A 25521-nucleotide genomic window follows, 5' to 3' on the forward strand; every position below is an offset into this window, starting at 1 on the left:
TAAACGCAAGGCTCAGATCCCCGACTTCTTAGAGAAGTCGGGGATCTCGTTGTTCACGAATGATTAAGTAGGGCTATATCTACCCATCCTTAGCTGTCTTTGTGCTGTGGAAGTATCTATGTAATATCTGAAGAGAGTTAAAAATCCTTTTTCTGTTTCCTATCTCGCCAGGTGCTTAACTCATAAGTTAGGATGACTATATTTTAATTAGGTGATATGAAAAGAATAGAAGTTGAGCAAAGAACTATTTTAATTGGTTTGGCAGGTAGCCACGGCTATGGTTTAAATCGTCCTGATTCAGATTTTGATTATCGGGGAGTATTTATCGCACCCAAAAGGTATTACTTGGGATTTGATAGCATAGAACAAAAAGATACTGGTTGGGATGAACCAGGAATATTTCCATTTCTGGATGGCAACAAAGACACAGTTATATATGAATTAAGAAAAATCCTCCAGTTGTTAGCAGGCGCGAATCCCAATGTTTTAGAATTGCTCTGGTTAAATAACTATCCTTTTTTAAACGCAGTCGGACAGCATTTAATTAATCATAAACAGTTATTTTTGAGCAAGAAGGTAAAACATACTTACACTGGTTATGCTTTTGCCCAAATCAAAAAGATGGAAACTCATCGTAAGTGGTTGTTAAAGCCACCGCAAAAAAAACCAATACCATCTGATTTTGCTATAGAAGACGAAGCACCTCTGGGCAAAGATGAGCTAAATGCTTTTCTGGAGTATCTTTATAACTTAATCAGAGGACGGATTGAGTTCTTGGAACAAGCGGAACAATTATACCAATTGCTGACGGCAGATATTGATTTTAAAGGAGTGTTAAAACAATATACTTTACCCGATGAAACTTTGGAATATACCCAACATTTAACTAATAGCCGTAAAGATTTTATCCGCCTGCTTCAGAAAAGCCAAAGTTATCAAATAGCTTTAAGAGAATGGAAGGCTTATTTATCTTGGCAGGAAAATAGAAATCCGGCTAGGGCAGAAATGGAAAGAAAGTCAGGTTTTGACCTCAAACATGGGATGCACTGCATTAGATTGTTACGCAGTGGAGTAGAAATATTGCGGCAAGGTGAAGTGATTGTAGATAGGAGATTAGCTGGTGATGTTGAGGATTTAAAAGCTATTTTAAAGGGTGATTATTCTTATGAGCAGGTGATGAAAATGGCAGAAGATTTGGTCGCCGAAATGGAAATTGTTTACGAAGAATCTACCCTACCTCACAAACCTGATTTGGAGCAAATTAATGAATTGTGTATGGAATTGGTGGAAATGCAGAATTGGTAAGTCATTGGGCATTGGGCATTGGGCATTGTTGATTAAGTTTCTTCCCCACTCCCCACTCCCTACTCCCTACTCCCTATTAAAGTGTATACATTAAGTCAGCAAAGCCATAGAGGCTGATGATGAGTAATAGAGATGCTGTTAGTTGGGTAATTTTGGTCTGAGGTGAAGGCGCGATCGCTTCCCGCACTAAGATAGAAATAGATGCCCCAACTACTAAGCTCAAACCTAAAATTAAATATGGTCTGTCGGGTAAAATACTGGCTATTGCCAACATTGCGATCGCTAATAAGAGCATCAATAATTCTACAAATCTGGGCGGGTTATATTGGCTAGATAGAATAAAGCTGTTGAACCAAAAAGACCAAAATCTCATAGTCAGTGTTGAATGCTTAGTTAGGAATTAGGAGTTAGGAGTTAGGAATTAGGAATTAGGAGTTATATAGTCAGTGCTGAATGTTTAGGTAGAAGTTAGAAGTTGTGAGTTATGAAACATCTTTTCATTCAAAACTCTTAACTCCTAACTCCTCACTCCTAACTTTTAACCCCTAGCCCCTAACTTTTGACCTGTGCCGTTTTTTTGTGCAGCATCACTTTCTGGTAGTTCGACGCCAAAGACGCGGCTAAAAACTTTGGCGACTTTGTAGCCAGAATCAATCGATTCTAAGGGGTCTTTCCGCAGTCTGTGACGCAAGCATAGCGTAATGACGCGATGGATATCATCAACTGTAACTTCAGTGCGTCCTTCATAAGCTGTTAAGGCTTTGGCGGCGCGGTTACTAACAATGTCACCCCGCAAACCATCTACATCCAGTTCTGAACAGACTTCAGAAATTTTCACCCGCAGATCATAGTCAATTTTTACTTCTGGCAAAAGCTGTTGAGCATTGACAATTTGCTCTTGCAATGCTTCCTGCTGGGGTTTGTAGTTTTCGAGAAATACTGGCGGATTTTGGTCAAAATCCGCCCGTTGTTCTACGATTTGCACCCGCAAGGCTGGTTCTTTTACTGTGTGAATTTCTGCGTGCATCCCAAAGCGATCGAGCAGTTGGGGGCGCAGTTCGCCTTCTTCGGGGTTTCCAGAACCTACAAGAACGAAACGCGCTGGATGACGGATAGAAATACCTTCCCGTTCTACAGTGTTCCATCCACTGGCAGCAGAGTCCAGTAGCACGTCTACGAGGTGGTCGTCTAGTAAGTTGACTTCATCCACATAGAGAATGCCTCGATTAGCCTTTGCCAGCAGTCCCGGTTCAAAGGCTTTGACACCTTCAGATAAAGCTTTCTCGATGTCGATTGTGCCACAAACTCGGTCTTCTGTAGCTCCTAGCGGCAGGTCTACCATTTGGACTTTTTTCTGAGTTACAGGAATTTCCGCCCCTTGTTCTAACTGTTGGCGGACTTCATCGCTCATCAAGTCGGGGTCGCTAGGATCACTACTGAAGGGGTCATTGGCAACCACAGAAATTTCTGGCAGCAGATCCGCCAGCGCCCGGATAGTTGTGGATTTCCCGGTGCCGCGATCGCCCATAATCATTACACCCCCAATTTTGGGGTCAATCACGTTCAATAGCAGCGCCAGTTTCATTTCTTCCTGGCCTACAATTGCCGTAAAAGGAAATACTACGCGACGCACACTTGCCGTGGATTGAGCAGTTGGACTCACTAAATTACCTTAACAATATTTTTCTTATTACAATTCTTTATTGTGACACAGGTAGGGCGTGGAATAGGTTACTAAATTTAAAAGTCTTATTGAACACATACTTTTATGTATATACACTAAAATAATAATCATTTATTTGATGACAGACACATAATATACGCATAATAGTGTCGCTGCAAAATCACTTATTGCAGAAGATGCTACTTAAATAAGTATATGTCCGAGAAACTAATGAATCAAAATACAGTACAACCTGGTCTTTTTGGATTAGCTAGATCCAATAGAGATTTCTCTCAGGCTAATAGTTGGGGAAAAAATCAATTTAATAATTCTTTCCCTGCTTCTTTGGCTTGCTATATGCATAGTCAAGGGCTACAGCTAATTTATTTAACTCTTGATAAAAACCTAAAAATTAAACATGAAAAAATTGATGTAACTGATGTTTTTGGTATTACACCACTATCTTCCAACTTATTTTTTGCATTTGAAAGCGATTATCTTCCTTATAGAAAACTAGTGATAGGAAGATTGCCAAGAGTAGATTTAGTTACATTAAATACTTTTAATGGTGATGCCTGCTTACGTAGCATAGAAATTAAATTAACAGCCTTACCAGATAATTCAACTTGTCGCTTACCTGATCATAAATATGGTTGTGAAATTGTTACTCGTCCAGATACCATAGTGTATCTAACATTAAGTATTGCTGACAAATTTAAAGATTCTAGAGAACAAATACTTAAATATCTTGATCCTGTTTGTAGTGAAATTAATGATTGGATTAGTATTCGTAATATCCTTCCTTATATTTCAAGATTGACGGAGAGTCTAGATAATTTACTTTATGATCATATAGAAATGCAATCTCCATTAGTAATGCAGCCAGTATGGAAAACTGTAGGTAAAACATCAAAGTTATATCAAAACTGTTTAGATATATTTATTTGGAGTGATTTTGGTTTTACTAGGTTATTTTTTGATGTTACAAAAAGATTACAAGTTGGGACAGAAAGTATTCAACGTCATACGCGAACTGTAATATGGCTGGCAAAAATGTTATATGAATTTGCCACAAATGGTAAAATACCATACGCATCAATAATTGACATCCTGACATATCATACTAAAAATGATAAAGCTTTTGCGTCAAGTGGATTAAATACTCACCCTTATATGATCTGTGATGAATTAATTAAACCTAGAATTAGGAAAGACGAGATTGAGAATATTATCTTAGGTGGAGGACAAAATTACTTAAGTCCTGAGAGAAGATTTGATGGTATTATTCTAAGTAATCCAGAAATATTTGATGAAAAATTAAAAGACATATAAAAAAGTATGAAAGAGAAATATAGAGATGAGATAAAAAGCTCTTCATTTAGAGTTTTAGACCTTTTCGCCGGTTGTGGAGGGTTATCTTTAGGCTTTGAAAATGCTGGATTTAATATTGTAGCAGCATTTGATAATTGGAAACCAGCTATAGATGTTTATCAAAAAAACTTTAGCCATGAAATTTTTGATTACGATCTTAGTAATTTGAGGAGAAACTATCAAACTTTTAGAGACATGCGTCCTGATATTATTATTGGTGGACCCCCATGCCAAGACTTTTCTAGTGCTGGTAAACGTGATGAAGATTTAGGAAGAGGGGATTTAAGTATTGTATTTTCTGAGATAGTTACAAGTGTTCTTCCTCAGTGGTTTGTGATAGAGAACGTAGAACTATTTCGTAAAAGCAATAAATATAAAGAGGCTAAACAAATCTTGAAAGCTGCTGGATATGGTTTAAGTGAAATAATTTTGGATGCTAGTCTGTGCGGTGTACCTCAAAAGCGAAAAAGATTTTTTTGCTTTGGAGAGTTACAAGGACAAGACGAAAGTCTAGAACCTTACCTGAAAAAAAGGTTAGCAGATAAACCAATGACCATTAGAGATTATCTGGGAAATAAATTAGAAATTGAATATTACTACAGACATCCCAGAAGTTACCAAAGAAGAGGAATTTTTAGTATTGATCAACCCAGCCCAACAGTAAGAGGAGTTAATCGTCCTATTCCTAAAACCTATAAAAAACACCCTAAAGATCCAGTCCCCGTTACAGAAAACTTGCGTCCATTGACTACAATTGAAAGAAGCTACTTGCAGACTTTCCCTGAAACATTTATTTTTGAAGGCACAAAAACAGACCTGGAACAAATGATCGGAAACGCTGTCCCAGTCAAGCTTGCAGAGTATGTTGCTCAAAGTATCCTTGAATATATTAAAGATAATTTAAATAAAGAAGAATTCAGAAGTCAGAAGTCAGGAGTCAGAATCAAGACGCTCACGGACTCGCTCTAAGCGAAGCTAAATTATACTTCAGAATTCAGTTGAAATAAACAAACTGAACAACTATATCTTTTATAATGGTTCATTGAAGGTGATATCTAATATGCTAAAAAAATTAGATATCAGTTATTAAAATAAAAAGGGAGATTCCATTAAGTAGTTTAAATCTCCCAAAGTGTTTTTACTTTAGTTATTAGTTTAACTCATATTTCTTAAAGTGTACATCTAGCTATTCGCGGAACTTGATGCTTGAATGATTATCATTACTATATACTGGTGATTTTATTTTTTGAAAGTCCAATGGAGTATAAAATGCCCAATACCAATGTCTATTGGGCACAAATGACTACTAACTACGTCAAGCATCTTATAGTTTGCTAGGTCTGCTTTAGTTTTTATGGTGCAAAAGTTCCATAAGCAGGGAACGAACAACTACCAACTGATTAATCCTGTAGTAAGCATAAATACTTGTAGACTATATGGTTAATAGATTCAATTAGAAAAACGAGCAATGGCGTGTGTGGGTAGCTAATGCATCATTCAAATCTATGAAATTATCTTTTATTGTTCAAAGTTGGCGGCGTAGATGTACAGTAGCTTGTCGTCAGATGTCGCTCAAGTATCTTTTTCCAATTCTCATTTTAATATCCTTTGTTACAGTATTGCTGGTAGACAGTTTCACCCCTGCGATCACCGAAGGTGGGCGCTTCAGCGCCATCGCACAGTTACCCCGTCAGGAAATTCGCGGGGTTTGGATGACCACTAATGATTTTGACACCCTCAAGAGTCGGGACAAAGTGCAGGATGCGGTGAGTCAACTGCGGCGGATGAACTTCAATACAATCTATCCTGTGGTGTGGAATTCTGGCTATGTGATGTATCCCAGCGCCTTAGCACAACGTGCAGGTATTCAACCTTTTGTCTACAAAGGTTTAGATGGACATGATATTTTTGCAGACCTGATTAACCAAGCCCATCGCCAAGGATTGCTGGTGATTCCCTGGTTTGAATTTGGTTTCATGGCTCCCCCAACCTCAGAACTCGCACTGAATTATCCAGATTGGTTCACACAAAAGCGGGATGGTAGTCAAACTTCGATCAGTGCAGGGGGTGAGGTTATGTGGCTTAATCCGTTCCATCCACAAGTGCAACAGTTCATTACTAATCTCGTGCTAGAAACTGTTAGCCAATATGATGCCGATGGCATTCAGTTTGACGATCACATGAGTTTGCCCTACGAATTTGGCTACGATCAATATACAGTTGCCTTGTACACCCAAGAAACCAATAATCCTCCCCCAAATAATCCCCAAGATGCAGCATGGGTAAAGTGGCGGGCAGATAAAATTACGGCGTTCATGGTACAACTTAACCAAGCGGTGAAGCAGAGAAAACCCCAGGCGATTTTCTCCGTTTCTCCCAATTACTATGATTTTGCTTACAAGTTTCATCTGCAAGATTGGCTGAGTTGGATGCGGCAAAATATTGTCGATGAGTTAATTGTGCAAGTTTATCGTCCGAATCTGCAAAGTTTTGTGGGATATATTTCCCGCCCAGAAATTCAAGAAGCGCAACAAACAATTCCAACAGGAATTGGCATTATGACAGGATTACGAAATAATCCAGTTTCCATGCAGCAAATTAAGTCTCAGGTGCGGGCTGTCCAAGAACGCGGTCTAGGCATAAGCTTCTTTTATTATGAAAGTCTTTGGAACGATGCCCCAGAACCTTTAAGCGAGCGACAAGCTGGATTTGAAACTCTCTTTCCATCTCCTGCACTCCGCGCCAGAAATGAATAACTTTTCTGTTGAAGATGGTGTTCCTGTAATATAAATTAAGGTTTTTATGGCTAATGGTGGTGCGATCGCCTGTTGTCCTGAAAGGCTCAGATTAATGAAGCTCTGAAAATTCAACCAGAACCAATATTATGGGCTAACAAGGGTATAGTACTAGCTCGTGCAGGACGTTACCAAGATTCACTAGCTAGTTGTGACAAAGCACTAATACTGAACCCAAATGATGAGAGTAGTTATTATGGCAAAAGTTGCTGTTATGTTTTGCAAGGAGATATTGAGCTAACCATTGAAAACTTACAACAGGCAATTAACCTTAATCCTTGTCGATGCCGTAGCGAAGCAAGAACAAACCCTGATTTTGATAGTATTCGGAATGATGCAAGATTTCAGGCATTGCTGCAAGGTTAAATGATCAGGTGACACTAAGGAGTAAGCCACTCCAAATAAAAAAGATCCAATTTGTAGTAGTGTGGCACAGCTAAAATATATGGTGTGACTCAAAAGAGACTTATGACCCTAACCCTGAACTTGCCACCAGAATTAGAACAGTATCTTGCACAACAAGCTAAACAGCAAGGGCTTTCTGTTGAAACATATACTTTGCAGATTTTGCAAGAATATATTCTGCCAAGAGATAAACAGTCTAAGTTAGTCAATACGCTTCAGTCTTGGATTGATGAAGGTGATGCTGATGAGCAGCAAAAAACAGGAGAGTACTTAATTCATGCCTTAGATGAGGATCGTTTATCTGATCGTAAATTATTCCCTGTTGAGTTAAAAGGTATAACTTGGTGAGTCAGGTTATTCTGTTAGATGCAGGCCCACTAGGTCTAGTCACAAATCCAAAGTTGTCTGCTGAAAGCTTTGCTTGCACCCAATGGTTGCAACTACTTGTTTCCTCTGGCAGTCGAGTTATAATTCCTGAAATCGCCGATTATGAAGTGCGACGAGAATTATTACGAGCAAACAAAGTTAAAGGTATTGCTCGTTTAGATGAGTTAAGTCAACTTCTAGAATATCTACCCATCACAACAACTGCAATGCGTCAAGCTGCATTATTTTGGGCACAAGCTCGTCAACAAGGACAACCAACAGCTGGTGATCAGACGATTGACGGTGACATCATTTTAGTAGCCCAGGCTATAACTCTTAATGTTGCAGATGTTGCGTAGCTTGCCGCCGTAGGCATCGCAACAACTAATGTTGGTCATTTATCTAGGTTTGTTGCAGCCGATTTGTGGCAGAACATTAAAACAAATTAAGTCAAACCCAACATCATGTGAGGTTAACATTGGGTTTCACAGAATTCAACTAGCTTGATTAGGCGGTATTTGTTCCGATGGCGTTTCTGCTGGGGGCGCAAGTACCACATCTGGAGCAATTTCTTCTACCGGAATCGGTTGCTTGTCCTCAATGTCAGCATCTGCTTGCGCTGCTTCCACCAACTCAGGAGATGGGGGATGAGGTGGAATCGCTTGCGGTACACTCTCGATTTTCGCTTGGGTGTCAGTAGTAACTGTCTCCTCTGCTGGTTTTTCTGGTATGACAGTAGTTTTGTCAATAATCTCAACAGCAGCTTGCTCAGTCAGAACAGAGGTAATGTCTTCAGGTTTGGGGGTTGTGGGTGTCTTTTTACTCACAGTCTGTTGCACCTTGTCTTTGACGCCACCGAAGGTGCTACCAAGACCTTTTTGCAACTGGCCCAGCCGTTCCTGAAGGGACAACTTATTCACCTGTTCCTGAATGCCAGTTTTCACCGTCTCAGAACTGGGTATTTGGGTTTGTTGTGCCTGCGGGGTCAGTTGCCGACGTAATGATAGAGTTTGCCAGCCAAACCTGACCAAAAGAGCCACACTAGCTACATGACCGAGCAACAAACCCCCAGAAATGCGTGGTGCAAATACCCATAAGACTAAAGCGTAGAACAGCCCTACACCACTCCAGATAAAATCATTCTTGCGGTGGATTTCTGGGAAAAAGAAAGCTGCTATGTAAATGGCTAAACTACCAACACCGACCACTAAAGCTAGGACATATGCCAGCATTATTTGGTTACTCCTTACTGCATCCTTTAATTATTTCAATTTTGCAAATTTTGCAAGTCAATTGTTGATTTAGATACAATTTAAAATTAATTATCCGTGTTACTTGTGGATTTTTGTCATTTATATCAACTCTTAAGGTCTTCTTTAGGAGTTCGGCGAAAATCTCGGACTACCCTTATAGGTAAAAGGATCTGCAAGAGTTAGCCAGAAATTTTTTATGACACTACAAAGCTTTGGTGTGATTGGATTAGCCGTTATGGGTGAGAACATCGCTCTCAACGTAGAGCGCAATGGCTTCCCAATTGCAGTTTACAACCGCTCCCGAGAAAAAACGGATGCGTTTATGGCGCAGCGTGCTACAGGACGGAACGTCAAAGCCGCCTTTACGTTGGAAGAATTCGTTGCCTTATTGGAACGTCCTCGCAAAATCCTAGTAATGGTACAAGCTGGTAAGCCAGTTGATGCGGTAATTGCTCAACTCAAACCCTTGTTAGAAGAAGGCGATATCATTATCGACGGTGGCAACTCTTGGTTTGAAGATACGGAACGACGCACTCAGGAATTAGAACCGGCTGGGCTTCGGTATCTTGGTATGGGTGTCAGTGGCGGTGAAGAAGGGGCGCTAAATGGCCCATCTCTGATGCCTGGAGGTACAACAAGCTCTTACGAGTTTCTATCACCAATTTTCAACAAAATTGCTGCCCAAGTCGATGATGGTCCTTGTGTAACCTACATTGGCCCTGGTGGTTCTGGTCACTATGTCAAAATGGTACACAACGGCATTGAGTACGGCGATATGCAGCTAATTGCTGAAGCCTACGATTTGCTGAAAAGTGCTGCTGGATTAGACCATAATCAGCTACACGAGGTGTTTGCTGAATGGAACACCACCGATGAACTCGATTCATTTTTGATTGAGATTACGAAGAATATCTTCCCATATATTGACCCAGAAACAAATCTACCCTTGGTGGACTTGATTGTTGACGCAGCAGGTCAAAAGGGAACTGGGCGCTGGACTGTGCAGACGGCGTTGGAATTGGGAGTCGCTATTCCCACAATTACAGCAGCAGTTAATGCCCGGATTATATCTTCGATTAAAGAGGAGCGGGTAGCAGCATCGAAAGTCCTCACAGGCCCCAGTGGCAAGTATGACGGGCAAACTAAGGACTTTATCAACAAAGTACGCGATGCACTTTATTGCTCAAAAATCTGTTCTTACTCTCAAGGGATGGCGCTGCTATCTACAGCTTCCAAGACATATAACTGGAATTTGAATCTGGGCGAAATGGCGCGGATTTGGAAAGGTGGCTGTATTATTCGCGCTCGCTTTTTGAATAAGATTAAGAAGGCTTTTAGCGAAAATCCAGCTTTGCCTAACCTGTTATTAGCTCCTGAATTTAAGCAGACAATTCTCGACAGACAAACAGCTTGGCGGGAAGTGATTGCGACAGCTGCAACACTGGGAATTCCAGTACCCGCATTTAGCGCATCCTTGGATTATTTTGACAGCTATCGCCGCGATCGCTTGCCCCAAAATCTGACTCAAGCACAACGCGACTACTTTGGCGCACATACTTACCTGCGTCTTGATAAGCCCGGAAGTTTCCACACTGAATGGGTGCCAATTGCTGAAGCTGAGAAGTAAATTTTCACATCTCTACATCAGGATATTGTGAAAGGTTAAAAAGTTTCAGAATACAGTTTTAAGGTGGCTCTGAGTTTCAGAGTCACTTTTTTTAACGAACCGCAGAGGCGCAGAGAACGCAGAGGAAGAGAGAAGGATAATAGCAATTCTCTACTGTTTATTGATTTTAGGGGTTATTTTTACCAAGATATTTAGCTTTTAATTCTTCTAATTCTTCATCTATTTTGCTTTTACTAGCAGGCTGAGATGTGGGGTTTGGTGGCTGTATTTTATTTGGTTGAGGTTTGCTGTTACCCAAAAATTGGGTTTTCATTTCCTCTAATTCTTTCTCAACTTGACTAGGAGATTTCGATACAAAATTGGGTGGATAATTGGGTGGTGATTGATGGATAGGTTTTGGCGCTATCGCTGGCGTGGCTGCAACTGGTGACTGTTGATTTAAGTCTTTGAGAACTTCATCTACTGTTTGATAACGCCGAATTGGGATACTTTCTAGCATTTTGTTGAGAATGCGACTTAACTGATTAGTAATGGGAGTTTGCAAGTATTGCTGCCAAACCCATGTACCGTTGTTAGTATCATAGGAATCGAAGGGCGATCGCACTGTTAATAAATTAATACAAGTAGCACCCAAACTATAAATATCGCTGGCGAAAACAGCCCTACCTCTCATTTGTTCAGGTGCAACATATTCTGGACTACCAATACTAGTCCCAGTTTGATTTAAGGCAGCGCCAATGGCAGATTTAGCAGCACCAAAATCTACTAATACTAGTTTGCGATCGCTCTGGCGTAAAATAATATTTTCTGGCTTAATATCGCGGTGAATTACGTGTCTAGCATGACAAAATTGTAATACTGATAATAAATCATTTAGTAATTGCCAGATTTGCATTTCACTAAAAGCACCTTGATGTACTAATTCCTGGGCTAAGTTTTGCCCGTCGATAAATTCTTGTACAAGATACTGTCGGTCTTCTTGGGTAAAATATGCCAGTAGTTCGGGAATTTGGGGATGTTTGCCCAATTCATCTAACTGCACCGCTTCTTGGTTAAATAATTCCACGGCTTTTGCAAGAGTGTTAGTGCCTTGGGCTTGAGGATAAAATTGCTTAATCACGCAGCGTGGTTTTGAGGGTTTATCCTCATCCACAGCTAAGAAGGTTTTGCCAAAACCACCTTGTCCGATTGGTTTGATAGCACGGTAACGTTCTTTGAGGAGTAACTTAGAACCGCAAGTCCGGCAAAACTTGACATCATTAGGATTTTCCGGCTTGGGACAATGGGGATTAAGGCAGTAGCTCATACAGGCGATCGCTCTTATATATCTCTATTTTCTCCTGTCCCAGGCAAAAGGGTGTAATCAACAGATTTTGGATTTTAAATTTTGGATTTTGGATTTGTGTCACCCACAATGGGTAAAAACGCGTAGCGGGACGTTAGTTTGGCATGAACCAAAACAATCTAAAATCTAAAATCTAAAATTAACCCAAAGCGATGTCTACGACGGGCGTAGCTGCGGCGCTGCTAACTACCCCACAGCATCCATAACTGGATGGAAGTAGAAGGCGAACCCCAACACTGTATAGGCAGCTAATAACAAAGTGCCTTCCAGCCAATTGGACTTACCATCGGAACTAATACTGTTTGCAATCAACACTGACACAACCACAGCTACTAATTCAAAGGGTTTGAAATCCAAATCCATTGGTTTACCCAATATCCGCCCTGCTATTACCAACACGGGCGCGACAAATAGGGCAATCTGCATACTCGATCCCACAGCTACCGAAACGGAAAGATCCATCTTATTTTTCATCGCCACGGTGACTGCTGTGGCGTGTTCAGCCGCGTTACCGACGATGGGAACCAAAATCACCCCTGTAAACAGCGCCGTCAAACCTAGCTGAGATGTCGCCACCTCCAGAGAATCGACTAGCATTTCTGACTCAATTGCCACCAGCAAGGTGCATACTAGCAGCACACCAACCCACAACGCCATATTTGGTTTACCGTGAGGGATTTCCTCTGCTTCTATCTCCGCTACACCCACATCATATAGATAGGAGTGGGTTTTCATCGAAAATATCAGTGTTAGGGCATAAACCAGGATTAAAACTACAGCAACAGCAATAGAAAGATTTTGCAGTGTTTCTTCGTTAATTCCTTGAGAAGTATAATTCATCGCTGTTGGCATCAAAATGGCAATCACCGCCAAATTCATCGAAGCAGCATTCACCCGCGCCACAATTGGCTGAAATGTCTGTTCTTTGTAGCGCAGTCCTCCCAAAAGCATGGAAAAACCCATCACCAGTAGTAAGTTGCTAATAATCGATCCCGTGATACTGGCTTTGACTACATCTATCAACCCAGCGTTCAGCGCTATTAGGGCGATGATTAGTTCTGTAGCATTGCCAAAGGTGGCGTTTAACAAGCCCCCCAATGATGGCCCCACTACGACAGCAATTTCTTCTGTGGCTGTACCCATCCAAGCTGCTAAGGGCAGAATTGCTAATCCAGCTGTAATGAAAACTATCAATTCTCCCCATTCCAGAAAGTGGGCTGCTAGGGAAACCGGGATAAACAGTAATAAAGTCAGAAGAATAATGTTTTTAGTTGACATTTGTTGTCTTGAGTTGAGGGTATCTTATCGGAGAGTTGTAGGGGCAATTCATGAATTGCCCCTACAACTCAGTACTCAGCACTTCCATAGGATACTCTCAAGCGTCTATAGACGACCAATTCAGAAATTTTACTGTTTTCAGTTCACTGCTGCGGATGTTGTGTAAAATAAGATTGCGATATAATGAGTTTTTGTAATCTTTTGTTGCAAAAGTATGAATTTGAGCCAAAATTTTAAACCAAAAATGGGGTTTAATAAATTAAAAGACAATTAAAATTTTGATTGGCGCCCAAGAAGAGAAAACCCCTAACTGAGGCTTTGGTGAATGGCTAATTACTTTGAGCTTTCAGGGAAAGGGCTGTCTTGCAAAGTTCCTTTAAGTCGGCAGAGCCGCCCAACGGACTTTGCGCTATGCGATAACGCAGATTTCCCCCTACAATAAAACCCCTTTGTCGAAAATTTGGTTGAATTCCATAGTTGTTGTTTATAGCGGATTGTGTGTGAAAACCATTGTAGAAAGGTTTACACACAGAATTTTCAGCGCAACTGCAAGTTTTTTGTTTTTGGATAAATATACATGACTTCTGCTGCCCAAATGCCAGCTGGCTCTGGCTCAACGTTAACATTACATTCAGATCCCAATAACACCAAAGAAACCGATCCCCTGAGAAAGGCTAATGGTGTTTATGTGACGGTGCATGGTCATTTTTACCAGCCACCAAGGGAAAACCCTTATCTGGACGCAATTGAACGCCAACCGAGCGCTGCACCTTTCCATGACTGGAATGAGCGGATTCATTGGGAATGCTATCGCCCAAATGCCTTTGCCAGAGTCTTAAATGACCAAGGCGAAGTGGTGGAGATCGTCAACAATTATGAGTATTTCAGTTTTAATATTGGGGCAACGCTGATGTCGTGGCTAGAACGCTACGATGTAGAGGTTTATCAGCGAATTTTAGAGGCGGATACGAAGAGTACCGATCGCTTGCATGGTCACGGCAATGCGATCGCGCAAGTATACAATCACATCATCATGCCTCTGGCGAACGAACGCGACAAATATACCCAAATTCGCTGGGGTAAAGAAGACTTCCGCTCCCGCTTTGGCCGCGATCCCGAAGGGATGTGGCTAGCAGAAACTGCTGTAGATTATGCCACCCTAGAAGCTCTTGTTGCCGAAGGTATTCGTTTCATTATCCTTGCACCGTCTCAGGCGCTGCGTTGTCGTCCCCTCCCCACTCAAGATCATTCCCATCCTGAATGGATCGAAGTCGGTGGTAGTCAAATTGATTCCACCCGTCCCTATCGTTGTTATTTGCAGCCCACACTAGACATATCATCTTCACCTCTGAGTGCGATCGCTACTAGCCCCAAGGATAGTAGTACAGAAGAATTACCCTACATTGATATCTTCTTCTACGATGGGCCGATATCGCGGGACATGGGTTTTAGTGATGTCGTTTATAATTCCAGTCGCTTTGCCGGACGTATCGGTTCAGCAGTGCGTGGGGATCATCGTCCAGCACAGTTGATTTCTGTGGCGACAGATGGGGAAACCTTTGGACACCACAAGAAGGGAACTGAGAAAACTTTAGCCTACGCCTTTACCAAAGAGTTTCCCCAACAAGGTTGGACGGTGACGAACTTCGCTCACTACCTCAGCCTAAATTCTCCCAGTTGGGAAGTGGAATTGAAGTCAGTCACAGCCTGGAGTTGCGCCCACGGTGTCGGCAGATGGGAAGATGATTGTGGTTGCGGTGGAGAGGGCGGTGTTTGGCATCAGAAATGGCGTCGTCCCTTGCGAGATGCCCTAAATTGGCTGCGGGATCAGCTAACTGAGGTGTATGAGGAACATGGTAGACAGTTATTTCGTGATCCCTGGCAAACACGAGATGAATATATCCAAGTGATGCGCGATCGCTCTGCTGCCAATGTTAACCGTTTTCTCTCCCGTCATCAAACCCACAAACTAACGGCAGCCGAACAAGTAGACGCTCTGCGCCTGTTGGAAATGCAGCGTCACGCTTTATTGATGTTCACTAGCTGCGGTTGGTTTTTTGAAGAAATTTCCCGTCCAGAGGGGACACAAATTCTGCGCTATGCCGCCCGTGCTTTGGAATTGGCAGGGGATGTGGCAGGTGTGCAGTTGGAAAAAGGCTTCGTCAAACGTCTTGGTTTAGCCCCTAGTAATGTGGATGAATTCAAACACGGTGCGGAAATTTATCGGCAACTCGTGTTAACTGCCCAGCTTGGTTTCAAGCAAGTAGCAGCCCATTACGCCATTACTTCGTTATTTAACAATCACAAACCAGCAGAGACGCACAATTCTTTGCCGAGAAAAGATGCTGCTGACAAACAGTCTGGGCGTTACCATAAGCGGGTTTATTGCTACGCTGCCAATGAGCTAGATTACCAACTGCAACGGATGGGATCGCTAACTCTGGCTGTGGGAAATTTAAAGCTGGTATCAGAAATTACTTGGGAAAGTGAGCATTTGGTATTTGCAGTTCTGCATTTGGGAGGCTGGGATTTCCACTGCTGCATTCAACAATTTACTGGGCGGCGTGACTACAGCCAATTCAAAGAAAAGCTGTTTCGGGCATTGCAACAAGCTAGTGCGGCTCATACTATCTTGGTGATGACACAGCTATTTGGAGAAGAAGCTTTCAGCTTGCAAAATCTATTTGCTGAAGAACGCCACCGGATTATGGGGCTGCTTAGTCAGGAAACACTGACACGTTTAGGACAGCTTTATACTCAAGCCTACCGCGATAATTATGGGGTGCTGATGGCGTTTCATCGAGATGAACTAGCAGTACCGCAAGAATTGCAGGTTGCAGCAGATATAGCTTTAGGGCATCGCTGCTTGATGACATTGCGATCGCTTGAGCAAGATATCGCTGATCCCCAAAAGAGTTGGAATCACATCTTAGAATTAGAGGCGATCGCTACTGAAGCAAAACATCTGCGTTGTCGGCTGAATATTCCCGACGGTAAGCAGATGTTAGAACAGTTAATTGCGCGATCGCTCTGGCAATTGTTACACGATGCCAATGGTAGTTTTAATGCAGATATCCAACTATTAGAGCGGTTGATTGATGTCGGGGATCAACTAAATATTGACATTTCCCTACAGCGATCGCAAGAACTATATTTTAGTTGTCTGCAAAGTGAGATAGAGCCGGTGTGTCTCACTAACCTTGACAATGAAGGAGATAATCAGTGTCTTCAGTTGCTCAAGTTGGGCAAAAAGTTAGCCGTTGATGTCAGCATGATTTCAAATCAATTGGGATAGCTGTAGGGAGGCACAGTTAAAAGGGCGGTTAGAAACCGCGTCTACACGAGACTTTACCCACCTCCGTGGGTTTCAAATCCTCAATTTTTCCTTAGTCCGCGGAGGCGGACTTTGTTTGTGTAGCCGCGAATTCTATTCGCCCGGCTTTATTGCATCCACACGAGAACCGTTATAAATCAAAATGGCGCCGGAAGCGGGGATCAAAGTTGTCTGTTTTCTGCTGATTGCAGCTTAAACACAGAGTTTGGAGATTGCTGATATCATTTTGACCGCCACGGGCAAGGGAAATGATATGGTCAACGCTGAGGTTAGTTTCTACAGTAGTTTTACCGCAGTTTTGACATTGGTATTTGTCACGTTGAAAAACATATTTCTTTACTTCTGGCGGCATACGAATGCGGGGAGTTTTGCTCATTTCCTTAGTTGCGAAGAAATTCTGACAAGCTAGGTACATCTACCCAAGTTGCTTTTGTATGAGATTCATGGGATAAATCCATCAACAACTGAGAATAAATTCCTTCTCGTAGCGATGGTATAATCTCCTGATTGCGGTCAATTCCTTGCAGCCATTGGTCTACGACGCGGATAAATGCACAAATGCGCCCATCGGCATAATTTTTGGGAAAAATTAACCGATTCGGTATTTCTATTTCCGTTAAGGGTTTACCTGGCTGGGAACCCCAAACACGAAAACCATGTATATAATCTTTTTGATTTTCACTACCCATAATTAATGTACCGCGAGCGCCATATACTTCTACCCAATGGGTTCTTGGTGCATGAACAACCGCACTGATCGAAAGTTGGCAAGGTGTACCATCTGCCAATTCCAGCGTTAATATACAGTTGTCATCGCTATCTACTGGCTTAGATTCCCCACTAACAGGGTCAACTCGCGTGGGAATAGCAGTAGTTAAATGAGCGTTTAATCTACTGACTGGCCCGAATAACCAGTGAATGTAATCGAAGGCGTGGGAACCTAAAGATCCCAAAGCACCGCCTCCTTTATCTTTGTCAGAATACCAATTCCAAGGGCGTGAAGTATCAGCACGAGAAGAACCTAACCAATCAATTTTAATTAAGCGTAACTTACCCACATAATCTTCTGACAATAATTCCGCAAACAACTGCCATGCTGGTACAAAGCGAAATTCAAAATCTACAGTCGCAATCACGCCTTTTGCTTTAGCTAACTGATAAAGTTCTTTAGCTTCAACTGCATTTAAGGTTATCGGTTTTTCTAGTAATAAATGTTTCCCAGCTTGCAGTACAGTTTTTGCCATTTCATAGTGCAAAAATGGCGGCGTAGAGATGCTAACTGCTTGCACTTCTGGTAATGCGAGAATATTTGTAAGTGAATCGTCAGCGTGGGGGATATTATGGGATTCTGCTATAGCTTTAGCTTTATTTATATCTCGGTGATAAACAGCAACTACCTCAGTTTGAGGATGTGCTTGGAATCCAGGGATGTGGACTTTTTGACCAAATCCAGTGCCAGCGATCGCAATTCCAATCATATCATTATTTTCTCCCATATTTAATTATTTTTTATCGCAAAACTCTAATGGTAAAAGGATAACGATAATGCTGACCATTGTAAGCTTTGATAGCAGCAAAAGTCCCTATAAATGATTGGACTATTAGGATTAATAATATTAATGACGTGAACACAATTATTAAGCTGTCTAGAGTTATTTCTACTTGATTAACTGAACTATTAGGAGTCAGTACCCAACTAAAACTAGTTAATACTAAAAATGAGGAGATTGCTATGAAAAGCAAGGTATATAATGTCGAAGTAATTTGAAAATTCAAGGATTCCTTTCCTTGAAAATCAATCCAGGGATATTGTGCTTTTTTAAATCGCCAAATCATCAGTGGAGCCAAAAGATTTAAAGGTAAATATAAAGGTATGTCAATAAATATCAAAAAAAACAATAACATCCACCCTAACAAAGCTGAAAAATGACACAACATCGCCCAGATACGCATTTGTTGTTTAGGTTTTTCTCTCATGGCTTTTTATATGTAAGTGGATTTAACAAATAAAAAAGCCAAACAAGAGCTTAAATCTGAGTATTTCTCGCTCATAATTTTCACGGATTGGTTCTATTTCCCAGACTATGCCTTTTCCTGGGTCTAAATCAACTTCTATGTCGTAAGCTTAATAAGACTAACGGATTTTCAATATGCTAGTTCAAATAACTGTAGTTGCGATCGCAGTAATCTTAGTGGGTATGGAAAATCGGGAAGCCCTTGCAGACTTGCAATCTCCTACTCCGGATGGGGCTAGTAGTATTGTGACACCGGAAGCTACGATCCAGAGAGAGGGAGGGTATGCCAAATATGGTGATTATATACGAGCCTCTTCAGTAGATACCCAGGCGATGGAATTTTCTCAGAAAGTTGTCAAAGATATCCAGATTCGCTTTATTAATCAAAAAGGTGGATTGCTCGATGATAAAGGTCAGCCGATCAAAGGGCGTACACAGAAGGATTTTATCATGGGTCTGCTCAGACTCAAACCCGGTCAGGTATTTCGTGAGGATTTACTTGCAGCAGACTTGCAACGATTGAGGAGATTAGAGTCATTTAATCAAGTCAATGTTTACCGAGAAGAAGATACCTCCAGCGTTAATATCATCTATGAAATCAAAGAGCGTAGCTTCCCTTCTCTAATCTTAGGAGGCGGTAATAACGATGATGTTGGGCTATACGGTCGGGTGGGTTATAAAGATGCAAATATCAGTGGTCTTAACGATAAATTAGATACAGTTGTGCAGATAAGCACTAAAGATGTCCAGTTTAATGGTCAATTCACTAGCCCTTATCGTCCTGGAGAACCAAACCGCTTAGGCTATAGCATTAGAGCTTTTCGGCATCGAGATATATCGGGAACCTTCAACGAAGATATCAGATTAGCTAACGGCGACAAAGTGCGGGAGGGAAGATTTGGCGGTTCTGTGGCAGTTTTAGGAGCTTTTGATAACTGGGATACATCAGTAGCACTCAACTATACCAGAATTAGCCTACGCGATCACGAATATAACGTTGCACAGGTCGATAGCTTAGGGAGTCCCCTATCTGTGAGCGGTACTGGCATTGATGACCTATTTACAGTATCATTTGCTGTATCCAGAGATCAACGCGATCGCAAAGACAATCCAACTCAAGGATCAATCCTCACTCTCAGCACAGAACAAGCGATTCCCATTGGATTGGGCAATATTTCCAGCAACCGCCTACGCGGAGACTATATTCAGTATTTACCAGTCAGTTGGATAGGTAAAGGTAGACCAAGCGATAATCCCGAAATGTTGGCGATTAATTTACAAATTGGTACAACTATTGGAGACTTTCCCCCAGCTGATGCCTTTAATATTGGTGGGCTAGATTCTGTCAGAGGTTACGGTTATGGTAAAGTTGCCAGTGGACGGAGTTATGGTTTAGCTTCGGTGGAATATCGGTTCCCAATTTTTCAGTCCATAGGAGGAGTTTTCTTTACTGACTTCGCCTCAGATTTCGGGTCTAGCGACACCGTGCTAGGAGAACCAGGAGTGCTGCGAGACAAACCTGGAAGTGGCTTTGGTTACGGCTTAGGATTGCGAGTCAAGTCATCCTTTGGGCTGATTCGAGGCGACTTAGGAATTAGCGACCAAGGAGAAGTTAGATTTGAAGTTACCACAGGTCAGCGATTTTAATCCCAACTGTAATTGATAATTAGTTTTTACTTTGCGTTCCTCTGCGTTTAAATCTTCTCTTCCCACAATCCATTTCAAGCCTCCTTGTGGGGATTAGTTGAGCGAAAAAAACTAAATCCATAACATGAAAAACTTGCAAGTTGTAGAAAAAGAGTTTTCATACGTCCCGATTATTGATATTCAGGCACTAGTTTCTGGAAAAGGCGATTACTATTCCCTCGCCTCTCAAATCAAACAAGCGTGTCGAGAATCGGGGTTTTTCTATATTATCGGGCATGGCGTAGACGAAAATTTGCAGCAGCGACTCGAAGAACTCAGCCGCCAGTTTTTCGCCCAGGATTTGGAAACTAAACTTAAAATCCGCATGGCTTTGGCTGGTATTGCATGGCGAGGTTATTTCCCCGTTGGTGGCGAACTGACATCCGGTAAACCCGACTTGAAAGAAGGTATTTACTTTGGCGCCGAACTGGGAGAAGAACACCCACTAGTACAAGCTGGTACTCCTATGCATGGTTCCAACCTCTTCCCCGCCAATATCCCCGAATTTGGCGAAACAGTGCTTGAATATATCGAGGCGATGACAAACTTGGGACACACTCTGATGATTGGTATAGCCCTGAGTTTGGGATTGGAAGAATCCTATTTTGCTGACCGTTATACCTCACATCCTTTAGTGCTGTTTCGCATCTTCAACTATCCTCCAAATTTATCACCGTCAGATGGTCAACCAATATGGGGCGTTGGCGAACATACTGATTATGGCGTTCTGACCATTCTCAAGCAAGACGACTCAGGTGGATTAGAGGTTAAATCCAAGTCAGGTTGGGTTGCTGCGCCTCCCGTTCCCGGTTCCTTTGTGTGCAACATTGGCGATATGTTAGAGAAGATGACCGCAGGTTTGTATCGTTCTACACCTCACCGTGTACAAAACCAGTCCCAAAATCATCGCCTTTCGTTCCCCTTCTTTTTCGATCCCAATTTCGATGTAGAAGTGAAGCCGATTGAATTAGATAATATAGTAGCGAATGATTATATAGGCGATCGCTGGGATCAAGCTAACGTTCATGATTTTCGTGGAACCTATGGTGATTATGTGTTGAGTAAGGTGTCTAAGGTTTTTCCAGAGTTGCGGCGATTGATATTATAGGGTTTCAATAAGTCATCTCGCTTTCTCACTTCTACCACGAGTAGCTACTATTGCAATCCATCACAATCCCTATCAAGACTTGAAACTCTCTCAGCAGATAGGTTGCTTGTTAAGCTGATCCGTGGTTTGATTTAAATACGGGATCTATATCAATTTATCAGAGTTTGTTGACTGTAATGCGATCGCACTCTTATAACAAGTGTACTGAGTTTTTTTCAAAAATCAAATATGAGTCCTATAGTTACCTAGAGTTTTCCAATATCCTTAACTCTTCAGCAGTAGGCTTAGGAAAACCAGACTCAAAGTTACCTTTAGGGCAACGTACTTCAAGCATTAGATTATCACCAGTCTCGGCATCCAGCACTTGAGTCAACTTGGCATTTGATTTACAACGCCCACTGTCAAAGTCGATGCCGCCTAGATAATCAGCTGTAACTTTCCAAACCTTACGGTTGCCGTCGATATTGGGATTATCTTCGTTTAGTGGTTTAGCATCTTTCCACTTTAGGAATTTAATTTCTTTAATTTTCCGATTGCCTAAAAGCTTGGTTACGTCATCTTGCGTTTTGAGCTTCAGTTCGCTATCAAGCTTATTTGAGTTATCGCTGTATTTACTAGGTAAAGGTGGCTTTGTTTCTGGTATTTGCTGCTCATTGTTTTGCGCCAGTCGAGTCATAGCAAAACTTATTTTTGAACCGAGTGCTACAGAGCCAATAACACCCAACACCATTAGAATAGCCAGAAAAGCCTGCTTCAATTCTTTCATCATCTTGACCACAGTAATTACTAGATTAGTTATGCGTTAAGGTAATACGATTGAGACTCGAATTGTAAGTGGAATTCATTCCGTTATCTTAGCACAATATTGAGGTAGCCAATATAACATACAAAATTATGCTTATCAGTAAATTAGATTTTTATCCTTCATTTATAAAGGCTTTGAGGTTAATTAGCGCTTATATAATGTAAAGTTTATACAATTAGCTGAAAGCGGTTTTTGAAGAAAATATATGTTTAATTTAACTCATCCCCCGGCTTGAAGCCGGGGGCAAATCGAAGTCATTAGTCATTAGTCATTAGTCATTAGTACCAATGACTAATGACTAATAACTAATGACTAAATCGGCGGGCGGCTATCCCTCCCACCCCTTGAAGGGATGGGATTCCCGCCGATTTTCGTTGATTAATGACTAACCCTGTTAGAGTCGATGGGTGGTATTATCCACCGCACCTCAAATCCTTATTTTGGCGTTGAAACTGAGTGAGGTTTGCAATTGGCGATCGCTTGTTGGAGTTCCCTCACAGAGTGGTATTGGCATTTTTTGGAGATGTCTATTAGGAATTAAAACGTAAAGTTTCAGAGGCTAAATATTTCCACACTGCGAATTGCAATCCATCAAAATCTCTATCAGGGCTTGAAACTCTCTCAGCAGGTAGCTTGCTTGTTAAGCTGATCCGTGGTTTGATTTAAATACGGCATCTATATCAATTTATCGGAGTTTGTTGACGACTCAATTACCACAAATTAACTTGTCAGCCACAAAGTAAATATAAAACTTTCCATGCCTATCCAAACTATTGGTATTTTAAGTCCAGGTGATATGGGACAAGCGATCGCAGCTGTTCTCAATCAACATGGATTGAAAACTATTGCGGCTCTAGACGATCGCAGTGAACGAACTCGGCAATTAGCAGCCGCAGCCAACATCCAAGATGTGGGTTCTCTCACACAACTGGTAATTGAATCTGATGTAATCTTATCAATTCTAGTCCCCGCAGCCGCCATCCAAGCAGCAAAGGAAGTAGCTGAGGTGATCAGCAATGTTGGTAAATCGATTCTCTACGTTGACTGTAATGCGATCGCACCCCAAAAAGTCATAAATATTGCTCAACTTATTGAATCAGTTGGGGGAACATTCGTAGATGCATCAATTATTGGCCCACCACCGCGAGTTCCCAATCGCACCCGCATTTATACTTCGGGAAAACAGGCCAATCAACTCCAACAACTGCGAGATCATGGCTTGGATGTGCGGGTGATTGGTGATGAAATTGGTCAAGCTTCCGGGTTGAAAATGTCCTATGCAGCCCTGACAAAAGGACTGACAGCAATCGGCACAGAATTACTAATTGCAGCCCATCGTTTAGGGTTGGATCAGGAACTATGGGATGAAGTGTCTAGTAGCCAACAGGAACTTGCTAGCATTTTAACGCGTTCCATTCCATCGATGACACCGAAAGCGCATCGTTGGATAGGAGAAATGGAAGAGATTGCAGAAACCTTTAAAGAGTTAGGTCTGACTGAGCGCATTTTTTACGGAGCAGCCGATGTTTATCGGTTGGTGAAAGAAACCTCCTTGGGTAAGGAAACACCAGAAGAATGCGATCGCGATCGCCCCTTGAATGAAATCATTACAATCCTTTCTAACCAAGCAAGCTCTGACACCTAATCTTGAGTATTTTATAGCGGTTCTCAGGTGTGTGCTTACATCATATCAAAACCTCACCCCCAACCCCTCTCCTTACTAAGGAGAGGGGAGATAAAGCAACACGGTTCAGATAAAGCACAGCTTTATCGGGGTGAGGTTAGCTGTATGTCACTAGATTAGGAAACACTATAGATGGATAGGGAAAAAAGCGAGGAATCTGATGACTCAAGAGCAATGGACTGCGGTTGATCGTTACTTTACCGATCTGCTTGTGCCGCCCGACCCCGCACTGGATGCGGCGCTCCAGACCAGCGCTGCGGCCGGACTGCCGCCACACAACGTTTCGCCAAACCAGGGCAAACTGCTGCTGCTGTTGGCGCAAATTCAAAGGGCGCGAACCATCCTGGAGATTGGCACGCTGGGCGGCTACAGTACTATCTGGCTGGCGCGGGCGCTACCCAGCGACGGTCGTCTGATCACGCTGGAGGCTGACCCAAAGCACGCCGAAGTCGCCCGCGCCAACATCGCCCACGCTGGTCTAGCCGACATTGTTGACCTCCGCCTCGGACAGGCACTCTCGACGCTGCCACAGATTGCCGCCGAGGGTAACAGCCCATTTGACCTGATCTTCATTGACGCTGACAAGCCAAACAATCCGCATTACTTCGCGTGGGCGCTCAAGCTTTCCCGTCGCGGCAGCCTGATCATTGCCGATAATGTCGTGCGTAACGGAGCGGTAATTGATCAAAGCAGCAGCGATCCTAGCGTCCAGGGAGTGCGCCGCTTTAACGAATTGCTTGCCTCTGAGCCGCGTGTGTGCGCCACCGCAATCCAAACCGTGGGCAGCAAAGGTTATGACGGTTTTGCGATCGCGATCGTCACCACTGACCAATAGGGCATTGAGCCGGGGAGAATCAGGGTAATCTAGCGCTTGTTGGAAAGCATTCATGGTTCTAGGATTAGCTAAATTGCCTAATCGAATTACTCAACAGGACTTACGCAAACAATAGCCGAAATCCTGATTTTCTTCTTAGGGATTTGCAAGAAATAAATTATTCAATCTTGTGGGGTGGGCATCTTGCCCGCCTTTGGCTATTGGGCGGGCAAGATGCCCACCCCACAATAAATAATTGGATATTTTTTTATTTGGAAGTCCCTTAGAAGCAATTAATGAATTGCTCTAAGCGCGTGTAGCTTTGCGTAAGTCCTAACCCAAAACAAAAACCTTACCCTGTCCTGACGGACATCCCTTTTTTTACTAAGGCTACAGTCTACACACAAGTTTTAACCTGCAATGCCATTGTATCGACTGACAATGCCATTGCATCGACTGACAATGCCATTGTATCGACTGACAATGCCATTGTATCGACTGACAATGCCATTGCATCGACTGACAATGCCATTGTATCGACTGACAATGCCATTGCATCGACTGATAGTGCCATTGCATCGACTGACAATGCCATTGCATGAGAATGAGCAAAGCCTTATCAAGCTAAGTTTTTAGGACTTGTATGTACACCGTAGCTTTACTAAGG

The 25521-nt window shown here is 42.2% G+C and carries 22 protein-coding genes and 1 pseudogene; 13 read left to right on the forward strand and 10 right to left on the reverse strand.

All coding sequences use genetic code 11. The features are described from left to right. Positions 1-216: 216 nt before the first annotated feature. On the forward strand, positions 217-1305 hold the full coding sequence (locus tag V7L05_RS00655) for a nucleotidyltransferase domain-containing protein (RefSeq protein ID WP_335160835.1): 1089 nt from the start codon (positions 217-219) through the stop codon (positions 1303-1305). Positions 1306-1381: 76 nt separating this feature from the next. Here the strand turns inward: V7L05_RS00655 and V7L05_RS00660 are convergent, their stop codons facing one another. Both V7L05_RS00660 and bchI read right to left on the reverse strand, forming a co-directional pair. After that, positions 1382-1678: a hypothetical protein gene (locus V7L05_RS00660; RefSeq protein WP_335160837.1), complete on the reverse strand. Its 297-nt coding sequence runs from the start codon at positions 1676-1678 to the stop codon at positions 1382-1384. 165 nt (positions 1679-1843) lie between these two features. Then, positions 1844-2968 (reverse strand): magnesium chelatase ATPase subunit I, encoded by a 1125-nt coding sequence (gene bchI, locus V7L05_RS00665; RefSeq protein ID WP_335160839.1) that lies wholly within the window; start codon positions 2966-2968, stop codon positions 1844-1846. Between the two features lie 231 nt (positions 2969-3199). Here bchI and V7L05_RS00670 point away from each other — a divergent pair, with 231 nt between their 5' ends. The 6 genes from V7L05_RS00670 (at position 3200) to V7L05_RS00690 (ending at position 8264) form a co-directional block, all read left to right on the forward strand. Next, positions 3200-4300 carry a HindVP family restriction endonuclease gene (locus tag V7L05_RS00670; protein ID WP_335160841.1) on the forward strand — a complete coding sequence of 367 codons (1101 nt, stop codon included), beginning with the start codon at positions 3200-3202 and terminating at the stop codon, positions 4298-4300. A 6-nt stretch (positions 4301-4306) separates the two neighbouring features. Further along, complete coding sequence (locus tag V7L05_RS00675) at positions 4307-5308, forward strand: DNA cytosine methyltransferase (protein WP_335160843.1); 1002 nt, start codon at positions 4307-4309, stop codon at positions 5306-5308. Positions 5309-5844: 536 nt separating this feature from the next. Continuing rightward, positions 5845-7095, forward strand: coding sequence for a glycoside hydrolase family 10 protein (locus V7L05_RS00680; RefSeq protein WP_442937045.1), 1251 nt, complete (start codon positions 5845-5847; stop codon positions 7093-7095). Between the two features lie 123 nt (positions 7096-7218). Further along, positions 7219-7500, forward strand: coding sequence for a tetratricopeptide repeat protein (locus tag V7L05_RS34580; RefSeq protein WP_442937822.1), 282 nt, complete (start codon positions 7219-7221; stop codon positions 7498-7500). 102 nt (positions 7501-7602) lie between these two features. Continuing rightward, on the forward strand, positions 7603-7887 hold the full coding sequence (locus tag V7L05_RS00685) for a hypothetical protein (RefSeq protein ID WP_335160844.1): 285 nt from the start codon (positions 7603-7605) through the stop codon (positions 7885-7887). Continuing rightward, on the forward strand, positions 7884-8264 hold the full coding sequence (locus V7L05_RS00690; protein WP_335160846.1) for a nuclease: 381 nt from the start codon (positions 7884-7886) through the stop codon (positions 8262-8264). Before V7L05_RS00685 ends, V7L05_RS00690 begins: the two co-directional genes overlap by 4 nt. A 135-nt stretch (positions 8265-8399) precedes the next feature. Here V7L05_RS00690 and V7L05_RS00695 read toward each other — a convergent pair whose 3' ends face one another. Beyond that, positions 8400-9137, reverse strand: coding sequence for a Ycf66 family protein (locus V7L05_RS00695; protein ID WP_335160848.1), 738 nt, complete (start codon positions 9135-9137; stop codon positions 8400-8402). 217 nt (positions 9138-9354) lie between these two features. On the opposite strand from V7L05_RS00695, the gene gndA reads away from it, so the two are divergent. Then, positions 9355-10785, forward strand: a complete 1431-nt coding sequence (gene gndA, locus V7L05_RS00700; protein WP_335160850.1) for an NADP-dependent phosphogluconate dehydrogenase — start codon at positions 9355-9357, stop codon at positions 10783-10785. 166 nt (positions 10786-10951) lie between these two features. On the opposite strand, the gene V7L05_RS00705 is transcribed toward gndA, so the two are convergent. Continuing rightward, positions 10952-12091 carry a serine/threonine-protein kinase gene (locus V7L05_RS00705; RefSeq protein ID WP_335160852.1) on the reverse strand — a complete coding sequence of 380 codons (1140 nt, stop codon included), beginning with the start codon at positions 12089-12091 and terminating at the stop codon, positions 10952-10954. Between the two features lie 225 nt (positions 12092-12316). Beyond that, positions 12317-13411, reverse strand: a pseudogene (gene cax, locus V7L05_RS00710) (calcium/proton exchanger); the annotation flags it as partial. Between the two features lie 574 nt (positions 13412-13985). Between cax and V7L05_RS00715 the strand changes: the two are divergent. Next, on the forward strand, positions 13986-16703 hold the full coding sequence (locus V7L05_RS00715) for a DUF3536 domain-containing protein (protein ID WP_335160854.1): 2718 nt from the start codon (positions 13986-13988) through the stop codon (positions 16701-16703). Between the two features lie 169 nt (positions 16704-16872). Here the strand turns inward: V7L05_RS00715 and V7L05_RS00720 are convergent, their stop codons facing one another. From V7L05_RS00720 to V7L05_RS00730, 3 genes are read right to left on the reverse strand one after another with little or no spacing between them, the layout of a single operon-like run. After that, complete coding sequence (locus V7L05_RS00720) at positions 16873-17118, reverse strand: HNH endonuclease (RefSeq protein ID WP_335160856.1); 246 nt, start codon at positions 17116-17118, stop codon at positions 16873-16875. Between the two features lie 4 nt (positions 17119-17122). Continuing rightward, positions 17123-18238 carry a Gfo/Idh/MocA family protein gene (locus V7L05_RS00725; RefSeq protein ID WP_442937821.1) on the reverse strand — a complete coding sequence of 372 codons (1116 nt, stop codon included), beginning with the start codon at positions 18236-18238 and terminating at the stop codon, positions 17123-17125. Between the two features lie 13 nt (positions 18239-18251). Continuing rightward, a complete protein-coding gene (locus tag V7L05_RS00730; RefSeq protein WP_335160858.1) occupies positions 18252-18719 on the reverse strand; it encodes a DUF4870 domain-containing protein in 468 nt (155 codons plus the stop codon). A gap of 173 nt (positions 18720-18892) precedes the next feature. On the opposite strand from V7L05_RS00730, the gene V7L05_RS00735 reads away from it, so the two are divergent. Both V7L05_RS00735 and V7L05_RS00740 read left to right on the forward strand, forming a co-directional pair. Next, positions 18893-20404 (forward strand): BamA/TamA family outer membrane protein, encoded by a 1512-nt coding sequence (locus V7L05_RS00735; RefSeq protein WP_335160860.1) that lies wholly within the window; start codon positions 18893-18895, stop codon positions 20402-20404. 124 nt (positions 20405-20528) lie between these two features. Continuing rightward, positions 20529-21551, forward strand: coding sequence for an isopenicillin N synthase family dioxygenase (locus V7L05_RS00740; protein WP_335160862.1), 1023 nt, complete (start codon positions 20529-20531; stop codon positions 21549-21551). Between the two features lie 241 nt (positions 21552-21792). Here the strand turns inward: V7L05_RS00740 and V7L05_RS00745 are convergent, their stop codons facing one another. Next, positions 21793-22320 (reverse strand): hypothetical protein, encoded by a 528-nt coding sequence (locus V7L05_RS00745; protein ID WP_335160864.1) that lies wholly within the window; start codon positions 22318-22320, stop codon positions 21793-21795. Positions 22321-23113: 793 nt separating this feature from the next. On the opposite strand from V7L05_RS00745, the gene V7L05_RS00750 reads away from it, so the two are divergent. Then, positions 23114-24001: an NAD(P)-dependent oxidoreductase gene (locus V7L05_RS00750; RefSeq protein WP_335160866.1), complete on the forward strand. Its 888-nt coding sequence runs from the start codon at positions 23114-23116 to the stop codon at positions 23999-24001. A 199-nt stretch (positions 24002-24200) separates the two neighbouring features. Then, complete coding sequence (locus V7L05_RS00755) at positions 24201-24875, forward strand: O-methyltransferase (protein WP_335160868.1); 675 nt, start codon at positions 24201-24203, stop codon at positions 24873-24875. Between the two features lie 376 nt (positions 24876-25251). Here V7L05_RS00755 and V7L05_RS00760 read toward each other — a convergent pair whose 3' ends face one another. Beyond that, a complete protein-coding gene (locus V7L05_RS00760) occupies positions 25252-25449 on the reverse strand; it encodes a hypothetical protein (RefSeq protein WP_335160870.1) in 198 nt (65 codons plus the stop codon). Positions 25450-25521 lie beyond the last annotated feature (72 nt).

The sequence above is a fragment of the Nostoc sp. genome, from assembly GCF_036917755.1.
Lineage (GTDB): Bacteria > Cyanobacteriota > Cyanobacteriia > Cyanobacteriales > Nostocaceae > Nostoc.